We start from the raw sequence: 9,044 nt of genomic DNA, 5'->3' as shown, positions 1-9,044 counted from the left end.
GGTGAGCGGGGCAGGCGCCGGGTGCGCCCCGAGCGCAGGGCCTTGTCCACCCGCAGCTGCTGACGCAGGCTCCCGGCGCCCTGGACGTAGAGAGCCTGGTAGATCTGCTCATGGGATATGCGCATGGACTCATTGTCGGGGTGGGCCCAGCGCAGGCGCGCGCTGATCTGGCGGGGGCTGGCCCCGTCCTCGAGCAGGGCCACCACCTCGGCGCGCAGGACAGGATCGGCGTCGAGCCTCCTGGTCTTGGGACGGGCCAGGCGCTCCTGGGCCGCAGCCGAGGCCCCCGGGGCCCGGTAGACCCCGTCAGAGCCGGTGTTACGGGCGATCTCCCGCCAGACGGTCTGACGGCACCGCCCCAGGGCGCGGGCGATGGCGGCGGCCGACTCCCCACGGGCCCGGCCCTGAGCGATCAGGACCCGCTCGGCGTCGCTGACGCGCTGCCCGCGCCCGACCCGCCCGGCGCAGGCCGACGCCGACCAGCCCTCACACCCCCGCCGCCTTGGTGAGCGTCCTGATGCTGATGCTGCGTCCTCCACGGCCTGATCGTGCCAGTACCGCCTCGCGGCATCCCGGCTCACCCCGGCCGCGGCTGCCGCCCGGGTCAGGGACGCTCCGGCCAGGACAGCCTGAACGACCTTGGCGCGTCTGGCCTGGTCGGACTGGGCAGTCCCACCCCGTCGTCCGCCCACCAGCTCCACCCCCGCCTCCTGGCACCACAGGCTCACCGACCCACGACAGCACCCCAGATCCCGCCCCACCGCCGAAGCCGACTCACCAGCCACCACCCGCGCCACCGCATCACGACGAACTCCCTGATCAAACCAAGTCCTAGACACAAAACACCCCTCCACGAGTGGTGCATCCACCACCAGAACCCACCGGGTCTTTTCTGAAGATTCGGTCGAAGTGTTGAGGGCGACGGCGGGCTCAGGCGCGGAGCTGAGGTGCACAGTCCACAGTCATACCCAGCCCGCAGTCAGAGGCGCACAGCCGGCGGTCAGTTGCCGGTGCCGTGGAAGACGGCCTCGAGGTTGTTGCCGTCGGGGTCGAGGACAAAGGCCCCGTAGTAGCCGGGGTGATAGTGCGGGCGCTCGCCAGGACCGCCGTTGTCGGTGCCGCCCGCCGCCAGGGCCGCCTCATGGAAGGCGTCCACCTGCACCGTTGACGACGCCGTCACAGCAACGTGGCAGGGCGTCAGGTGCTCCGCCGGGGTCAGCCACAGGTCCGCGTGGACCGGGGTGTCCTCCGGCGCGCCGGGCGTCGACCCACCCAGTCCGGTGACGGGCCCGAACTCCATGACCACGCGGTAGCCCAGCGGCGCGAGCGCCGTCTCGTAGAAGGCTCTCGAGGCCGCCGGATCACTGACATTCACAGAGATGTGATCAATCATGCCTCCAGACTAACCACTGGTTGATACACGGTGGGCGCATTGACAGGATCCAACCATGACATCATCCGCAGCTCCCTCCTCCGAGGACTCAGCAGCCTCCTCGCCCTCCGACGATTCAGCCGGCCCCGTCCCCTCCTCGCGACGCACGCGACCAGTCAACGTATGGGCCCCGATCCCATTGATCGCTTGGGGAGTTCAGATGGTGAGCGCCACGATGTCCCTTGGCTCCAGCAATGGCTCCGCCAAGCCTGCTCAGGACTACGAAGACGGACTGACGAGCTCTGTCGATCTTGCCTTCCCGCAGGCGATCAGTGGCGTGGTCCTGTTCCTGGCCTTGATGGGTGTTCTCATAGCGATACACCTCGCCACGGTCGACCGCGCAGTGGGCGCGGCCGCACTCAGCATGGTTCTGGCCGGCATCTCCCTGTCGGTCTCTCTGACCTACCTCGTCATGTCAGCGGCGCCCGACCACCTCATCTGGTACGACGGGCGCTACCTGGTGAACGTCCTGCCCGCGGTGGTGCTCCTGGCCTCGGCAGTGACGCTCGACCGGCATGCGTCGACACCTGAGGTGGCTCAGTAAGGAGGCACGTCACCGGCGCAGCGGGGCTGCCCGTCGGGCTCACGCAGCGGAGGGGAGGTGCACAGTCGGCGGTCAGTTGCCGGTGCCGTGGAAGACGGCCTCGAGGTTGTTGCCGTCGGGGTCGAGGACAAAGGCCCCGTAGTAGCCGGGGTGATAGTGCGGGCGCTCGCCAGGACCGCCGTTGTCGCTACCACCCGCCGCCAGGGCCTCCTCGTAGAAGGCCTTCGAGGCCGCAGGATCACTGACATTCACAGAGGTATGATTGATCATTCCTCCAGGCAACCCGCTGGTTGATACACGGTGGGCGCGTTAACAGGATCCAGCCATGGCATCGTCCGCAGCCCCTCCGATCTCACATGAGTTCGTGAGGGCGAGACACCTTCATCGGTTCAGCACGAGTCTGACGGCCTGCACCATTGGATTCCGGGGTCAAGGTTGACGTTGACGTGAACTCTTTCTCTTGCTCCGCCGGCCTTGCTCTTATCGGGCGGGGATGTGGACGGTGGAGTGACGGCAACAAGTGTGACGGTGCCCAGCCCATCGATATGAACACTTTCGCCCAGGTGCAGCTCATACTTGGTCGACCTCCTTCCCTTCGGGGTCCACCACACCGAGCCGATCCACTGGTTCTGCTCGACGCGCATACCGCCAGCCTCCAACCTCCCAACCTTGGTCTCAGGAGCCCGAGTCGCTCCCCCGAGAGACACGATATCGCCCTTTCCGATCCCAGTCGGCAGCATAACGCGCGTGATTGATGGAGAAGCGCTTCCAGCCGATCGAGAGGTAGCGCTGGGACGGGTCCACCACAGCCAGCCGCCCACCCCCAGTAGGAGCGCGAGTACGACGACGACTCCGACTGTGCCCCAGAGAACACGCTTCCTTCGGCGCCTCACTCGGTCAATACCGTAAGGGGAAAAGGTCGCCACAGCGGGACTCTCAGGACTCTCATGGACGGGAGGCGCCATAGTCACGACCAATTCCCTTCTTGGAGGAGAATTATCAAGGCACAGTGTTGGACAGAGCCATCATCGATGAAGCGAACTACGTGAAAACCGGTCGCCTTCACGGATTCAGCAGGGATCCCAGGGTTCACACCAGTGCAGTCCGGGGTCAAGTACGACATGAACTCGCGTCGTCCACCCACCTTCTTTTTCCTGAAGGATCAGGGGCGGTGGATTGACGGCGAGGAGGGTGACGGTTCCCAGTCCGTCAATGTTGATACTCTCACCCAAATGCATCTCGTACGTGGTCGCCTTCCCTCCCTTGGGGGTCCAGCGCACCGAGCCGATCCACTGATGACGCTCAGAACGCATTCCCCCGGTCTCCAGCCTCCCGGTCTTGGTCTCAGGAGCAGGAATCGACCCATCAAGCGACATCACGTCACCCCTCCCCACCCCCGCAGGTACAGCAACGCTGGTGGTGCCCGGGCGGGTCCACCACAGCCAGCCGCCCGCCCCCAGTAGGAGCGCGAGTACGACGACGACTCCGACTGTGCCCCAGAGAAGACGCTTCCTTCGGCGCCCCACCTGATCAACACCGTGAGGGGAGGCCGCCGCGGCGGGGCCCACGAGCCCCTCAGGGGCGGGCTGCATCTCGACCATGATCGATTTCCTTCCTGGGAACGAGTTCTAGAGACGCAGCATTGGACAGACGCGTCCCCGGATGAAGCGAGCTCAGTGACGGCCATACGCCTTCACAGGCTCAGCATGGATCCCATTTTCGACACCAGTGCAGCCCAGGATCGAGATTGACGTGAACCTCGGTTGTCCATCCACCTGCCTCGCCTTTGTCAGGGGTGTGCAATCGTGGGTTAACAGCGAGGAGGGTGACGGTGCCCAGCCCATCGATATGAACACTTTCACCCAGGTGCAGCTCATACTTGGTCGGCTCCTCTCCCTTCGGGGTCCACCACACCGAGCCGATCCACTGGTTCTGCTCGACGCGCATACCGCCAGCCTCCAACCTCCCAACCTTGGTCTCAGGAGCCCGAGTCGCTCCCCCGAGAGACACGATATCGCCCTTTCCGAACCCAGTCGGTAGCAGAACGCGCGTGATTGATGGAGGAGCGCTTCCGGCCGATCGAGAGGTAGCGCTGGGACGGGTCCACCACAGCCATCCGCCTGCCCCCAGTAGGAGCGCGAGCACGACGACAACTCCAATGGCACCCCAGAGAACACGCCTCCTTCGGCGCCCCACCTGGTCAACACCTTGAGGGGAGGCCGCCGCAACCGGACTCACTGACCCCTCAGGGGCGGGAGGCGTCTCAGTCACGACCAATTTCCTTCCTGGGAGCGGGCTCTAGAAGCGCAGTGTTGAACAGAGGCGTCCCTGGATGAGGTGAGCTCAGTGACGGCCAGACGTCTTCGCGGGTTCAGCAGGGGTTCCAGGGTTCACACCAGTGCAGGTCTGGGTTGAGGTTGATGTGGACCTTGATGGTCCAGCCGCCGGACTTCTGGTCTGGGCGAAGGGGTGGTGGGTTGACGGCGAGGAGGGTGACGGTGCCCAGGCTGTCGATGTGGACGGTCTCACCCAGGTGCAGCTCGTACACGGTCGGCTTCCCTCCCGTGGGGGTCCAGCGCACCGAGGCGATCCACTGATGACGCTCAGAGCGTAGGCTGTCATATCCCAGCGCTCCCGTTCTGGTCTGTCGGGGAGGAAGTGAATCAGCGAGACGGGCTGTCTCACCCCCCTCCACCCCAGCCGGCAAGGAAACACTCGTGGTACTCGGGCGGGTCCACCACAGCCAGCCGCCCGCCCCCACCGCAATCGCAACAACAATGATAATGGCTGCTTGCAGCATTGCCTTCCCACTTCCCGCCTTTCTCGTGTACCCATTGTTTTCACGCAATGTCACATCGTTTCTTGTATCACCAGCCGTTGCTTTGCTGCGATCGTGCTGCACATCTGTCATAGGTACTCTTTCAGGTGTCTTCCACATCAGGGTATTGGACTGATGTCTGTGCGGGCAAAGTATTTTTCGTAGTCCTCTCGGGTGATTCGGATGAGTCCCCCAGGCTCTGCTACGTTGTTCGGATCTGTGTTCATCCCCCATGGGTTACGTAGAATAACGTAGTTGTCGTCGATGGCTTCAACGGTATATGAGTGGTGGTCACTAATTGTGAGCTCTTGCTCTTTGTCCGACTGCACATCATTCCCACCCGCGCTGGTGGTGTCAATTTTACCATCACCGTTGGTGTCAGTTACTGCCGTGACTTTGTTTCCATTGTTGAAATCTCCTCCTGTTGTTGTCCCGACAACGACTTGTCCGGAGTCAACAGCGTTCTTAATGGTATTCCACTCGCTTTGGTCGTACTTGTGGTCCTCTATTGGTGAGGTCCAGCCGAACCAGCCAGGTTCTGAGCCCCACGTGTCGACGTGGTGAGCATCGGTGCCTGTGCTGACCTTCATAGCATCGTCTTCAACTGCACCGCCGTCGTCGAGGTCTTGGAAGCCGAAGTGCTTGCCGTAGGCGCGTTCGTAGAGGCTCATGAGGGTGGGTCGTCCCTGATGGTCTTTGGTGCCGTCAGAGTAGTAGTCGTCCACGTCGACGTAGACGGGTTTGCCGTTGTCGTAGAGGGTGACGACGAAGCAGCCCTTCTTCTCGTCCCACCTGACCTGGTCCCGCAGGAACTGCTGGCCGTCCTCGGTCCGGGAGTAGCCCTGCAGCGTGGCAAGCAGGTAGCAGTCACCAATACCCTTTTGATTGGCGTCGGGGTCCCAGTCACCCTTGCCGTCGGCCTGCTCCCGCAACCGAGCAATATCCTCCTCCGAAAGCGGAGCATGCCCAAATGGAGCCATCATCATTTGCCGAACAAGATGCTGCAGTCGCTTCTTTTCCTTTTCTCGACTGTCTGCCGCTGCCGCCGCTCCACCATTCTTCCCACCTCCAGGCCCCGCGCTGGCTGCGGTGCCGAGTGAGGCGGCGGCACTAGCAGCTGCCAGGTCGACGGTGGACAGTAGGGTGTTGAAGGTAGTCGTGACGACGGTGGCCGCCACCTGACAGGCCGGAGCCGCCGCAGGACTGGCGATCGAGGTCACCAGCAACCGGGCAGCCTGCGCCCGCAGCTCAGCAGCCATACCGTGAGCCCGCTCCAGAACACCCGCATAAGCATCCATCACGCCGGCCCCGCGCCCCAGCTCCCCGGCCCTACCGGAGAGCTCACCACTCAACGACGAAGCCGCAGCCGAGAAGGCCTGCGCACTGACCCCCTGCCACGACGGAGCCGACGACCCCGCCGAGGACATCAACGACGCCCCCTCACCGACAGCCTCCCCCGACCGGCGCCAGGACGCCGCCAGAGACCTGACCCCACCAGGAGAACCAGGAACCCGCGTAGCAACCACAGCCGCCAACCCAGACAACCCGATTGGCACCACACTCATCGACCCACCCCCAGACCGCCACGGCCCTGGCCGGCGCAAACCCCCGCACCGGCGCCGGTGCTCATCAGGCTGTGGGCGCCGGCGGCTGAGGACTCATCGGTCTCGGCCAGGGCGGACATGGCGTACCTGACCCCGCCGGCAATCTGGTCGGCGCCTGCGGCCCCGTCGCGAGCACCGGCGCTGTGGGCCGCGGCGTAGGCCGCCGCAGCCGCCACCAGCACCCCCGGCCCCAGGTCGCCGCCGCTGCCGGGCTCGACACTGACCGACCCCACCGCGGCCGAGCACTCATCAGCCAAGGACACCACCCGCGCCAGCTCCTCGGACACCACCCGCAACACCATCAGCAACCACTCCAACCACCCGCCCAGGAGGCACCAGCATCGCGCCCCGGGAGAAGCCTTGTAGGAATCAGGGAACGTCACAGAAGTTAATCTGCCGATCAGCAAGCATGCAAGGACCAAGGCCCCGCTCCCGAGCCCAGTCCTGCGCCCGGCCCCGCACTGGGCCACCTACTGGCGCAGCATGCCGCGCGCAACACCCGGTCCCCTTTGGCACGATCACCTGATGTCACTCACCGCACTCCGTCCGGCTTCACCGATGATATCTCCCTGGATTTCACGCCCGCAGGAGGGGGCGAGCCGGTATCCTTTGCTGCAAGGGCGCCATTCATCAGACGTTCTCGGCTCTCAGCAATCCGCCTGATTCCAGGAGCCAGGACCACCTGATTGGCCCCCCGACGACGTAGTCCCGAAACTGAGGGAAGCGAGTGGGTCGTGGCAGACGAGGGCGAAAGCGACGTCAGAAGCGAGGGCGGTGCCCCCGTTGCGGAGACTGCCCCGCAGGTGGGTGGACGGCGAAAGCATGGTGTCACGGTGCGACGCACCCTCCTCGGGATCATAGGAGCCTGCCTGGCCATGGTGATCGGCCTTGCCGGCTGGCTGTACTGGACCCACCCGAGCACCACCACTGCCTCCCTGCCCGACGGCGCCCAGAGGGGCGAGGAAGAATACCTCAGCTGGGCATTACCCCCTCCTGTCACAAGACACGGGATGCTGCGCCCAGGGCCACTGCACTCCAGGAACCACGAATGGGTTGGCACGGTGACATGGAAACCGTTCAATGCGACGGAGCAGGACTATGAGCTGCACCTCGGCGAGAGCGTCCACATCGAGGGACTGGGAACAGTGACCCTCCTCGAAGTCAACCCACCCCCAGCCATCCCAGATATCAACTTCTTCAAGGACAGAAGTGCAGGAGGCTGGAAGTATCGAGTGACTATCGCCCTCGACCCCGGACTCTCCCTGTGCACAAAACGCAACCCATGCACACAGAAATAACGAAGGAATCTGACATCACTTACTTCGGCTCGGCAGCAATACGAGTCTGCGAGAAGTACCTCTCATAGTCTTCCCGACTTATCCTAATGAGCCCACTATCCGCATGCTCACCTTTCGGCGTCAAATTCATTCCCCAAGGATTTCTCAGCGTGACATACTGGTCATCAACTGCCACCACCGTGTACGCATGGGACGTCTTTTCCCCATCTTCATTCTCATGTCCACCCCCTAAAAGACGAACACCTTCCTGGTCGGGCGCCTCCCCGTGAGCCCCCTTGTTCTCAGTGTCGATCTTGCCGTCGCCATTGGTATCAGTAGCAGCCTTAACCTTGGTATCGGGCTTTATATCCTCAGCGGTCACTGCCACGACAGGACACCCAGCATCCACCGAACGATCAATGCTGCCCCACTGCCTTCCAGAGTACTTATGGTCCTCTCTTGCGAGAAACCAGAAGAACCCAGTACCACCCCAGGTGTCAGCCGAGGTCACATCCTTGCCGGAAATTCTTTTCATAGCCTCAGCTGGCGGCTTATTATTCAAGTCGCCATCACCAAACTGTTCCCCATAGGCACGCTCATAAACGCTCATCAGAGTGGGGCGACCCGCTTCATCCTTAGTGCCATTGGCGTAGTAGTCGTACACATCAACATGCACCTCATTGCCTTTATCGTCATACAGGGTCACAGTAAAACAGCCCTTCCCGCCATCCCACTTGACGTGATCACGCAGAAACTGCTGCCCCTTCTCAGTCGCTGAGTACCCTTGAAGGGTAACCAGCATAAAGCAGTCAGGCATGCTGGTCTGATTGGCGTCAGGGTCCCAGTCACCCTTGCCATCGGCCTGTTCCCGCAGTCGCATCTTATCTTCCTCCGAAAAACTCTGCGTATCGCCTTTCCCCTTCGATGGATCGCCGTTCCCGTTTCGTGACTTGGCGCTTACTGCGGTGCCGAGTGAGGCGGCGGCACTAGCAGCTGCCAGGTCGATGGTGGACAGTAGGGTGTTGAAGGTAGTCGTGACGACGGTGGCCGCCACCTGACAGGCCGGAGCCGCCGCAGGACTGGCGATCGAGGTCACCAGCAACCGGGCAGCCTGCGCCCGCAGCTCAGCAGCCATACCGTGAGCCCGCTCCAGAACACCCGCATAAGCATCCATCACACCAGCCCCACGCCCCAGCTCCCCGGCCCTGCCGGAGAGCTCGCCACTCAGAGACGAGGCCGCAGCCGAGAAGGCCTGCGCACTGACCCCCTGCCACGACGGAGCCGACGACCCCGCCGAGGACATCAACGACGCCCCCTCACCAATCCTGTCCCCCGACCGACGCCAAGACACCGCCAGAGCCCTAACCCC

General features: G+C 63.4%; 11 protein-coding genes. 2 read left to right on the top strand and 9 right to left on the bottom strand.

All coding sequences use genetic code 11. The features are described from left to right. A partial coding sequence (locus BKH20_RS08840) for a helix-turn-helix domain-containing protein (RefSeq protein WP_143224980.1) occupies positions 1–728 on the bottom strand: 728 nt, incomplete at its 3' end. A 272-nt stretch (positions 729–1,000) separates the two neighbouring features. Continuing rightward, positions 1,001–1,393: a VOC family protein gene (locus BKH20_RS08835; protein WP_075390748.1), complete on the bottom strand. Its 393-nt coding sequence runs from the start codon at positions 1,391–1,393 to the stop codon at positions 1,001–1,003. 55 nt (positions 1,394–1,448) lie between these two features. On the opposite strand from BKH20_RS08835, the gene BKH20_RS08830 reads away from it, so the two are divergent. Further along, a complete protein-coding gene (locus tag BKH20_RS08830; RefSeq protein WP_075390747.1) occupies positions 1,449–1,976 on the top strand; it encodes a hypothetical protein in 528 nt (175 codons plus the stop codon). Between the two features lie 72 nt (positions 1,977–2,048). On the opposite strand, the gene BKH20_RS08825 is transcribed toward BKH20_RS08830, so the two are convergent. The 6 genes from BKH20_RS08825 to BKH20_RS08810 all read right to left on the bottom strand — a co-directional run bounded on the left by BKH20_RS08825 (position 2,049) and on the right by BKH20_RS08810 (position 6,688). Beyond that, on the bottom strand, positions 2,049–2,228 hold the full coding sequence (locus BKH20_RS08825; RefSeq protein WP_430793391.1) for a glyoxalase: 180 nt from the start codon (positions 2,226–2,228) through the stop codon (positions 2,049–2,051). Positions 2,229–3,046: 818 nt separating this feature from the next. Next, positions 3,047–3,577 (bottom strand): hypothetical protein, encoded by a 531-nt coding sequence (locus tag BKH20_RS08820; protein WP_075390745.1) that lies wholly within the window; start codon positions 3,575–3,577, stop codon positions 3,047–3,049. A 100-nt stretch (positions 3,578–3,677) separates the two neighbouring features. Then, positions 3,678–3,923 (bottom strand): hypothetical protein, encoded by a 246-nt coding sequence (locus BKH20_RS14085; protein ID WP_143224979.1) that lies wholly within the window; start codon positions 3,921–3,923, stop codon positions 3,678–3,680. A 424-nt stretch (positions 3,924–4,347) separates the two neighbouring features. Then, entirely contained in the window at positions 4,348–4,524 is a 177-nt protein-coding gene (locus BKH20_RS14265; protein WP_178388580.1) for a hypothetical protein, read from the bottom strand. Between the two features lie 389 nt (positions 4,525–4,913). After that, positions 4,914–6,053 (bottom strand): C2 family cysteine protease, encoded by a 1,140-nt coding sequence (locus BKH20_RS08815; RefSeq protein ID WP_178388579.1) that lies wholly within the window; start codon positions 6,051–6,053, stop codon positions 4,914–4,916. Positions 6,054–6,355: 302 nt separating this feature from the next. Next, entirely contained in the window at positions 6,356–6,688 is a 333-nt protein-coding gene (locus tag BKH20_RS08810) for a hypothetical protein (protein ID WP_075390744.1), read from the bottom strand. A 585-nt stretch (positions 6,689–7,273) separates the two neighbouring features. Here BKH20_RS08810 and BKH20_RS14080 point away from each other — a divergent pair. Further along, positions 7,274–7,696, top strand: a complete 423-nt coding sequence (locus BKH20_RS14080) for a hypothetical protein (RefSeq protein ID WP_143224977.1) — start codon at positions 7,274–7,276, stop codon at positions 7,694–7,696. Between the two features lie 19 nt (positions 7,697–7,715). Here the strand turns inward: BKH20_RS14080 and BKH20_RS08805 are convergent, their stop codons facing one another. Further along, positions 7,716–8,810, bottom strand: coding sequence for a cysteine protease (locus tag BKH20_RS08805; protein WP_143224976.1), 1,095 nt, complete (start codon positions 8,808–8,810; stop codon positions 7,716–7,718). Positions 8,811–9,044 lie beyond the last annotated feature (234 nt).

Origin of the sequence: Actinomyces oris (assembly GCF_001937445.1) — a bacterium.
Lineage (GTDB): Bacteria > Actinomycetota > Actinomycetes > Actinomycetales > Actinomycetaceae > Actinomyces > Actinomyces acetigenes.
This window is presented reverse-complemented; position numbering and strand designations above follow the sequence as displayed.

Coding starts and splice junctions, on each gene's coding strand:
- BKH20_RS08815 (WP_178388579.1), bottom strand. CDS start 6,053: ATGGCTGCTGAGCTGCGGGCGCAGGCTGCCCGGTTGCTGGTGACCTCG.
- BKH20_RS08835 (WP_075390748.1), bottom strand. CDS start 1,393: ATGATTGATCACATCTCTGTGAATGTCAGTGATCCGGCGGCCTCGAGA.
- BKH20_RS08805 (WP_143224976.1), bottom strand. CDS start 8,810: ATGGCTGCTGAGCTGCGGGCGCAGGCTGCCCGGTTGCTGGTGACCTCG.
- BKH20_RS08820 (WP_075390745.1), bottom strand. CDS start 3,577: ATGGTCGAGATGCAGCCCGCCCCTGAGGGGCTCGTGGGCCCCGCCGCG.
- BKH20_RS14080 (WP_143224977.1), top strand. CDS start 7,274: ATGGTGATCGGCCTTGCCGGCTGGCTGTACTGGACCCACCCGAGCACC.
- BKH20_RS14085 (WP_143224979.1), bottom strand. CDS start 3,923: ATGCGCGTCGAGCAGAACCAGTGGATCGGCTCGGTGTGGTGGACCCCG.
- BKH20_RS08830 (WP_075390747.1), top strand. CDS start 1,449: ATGACATCATCCGCAGCTCCCTCCTCCGAGGACTCAGCAGCCTCCTCG.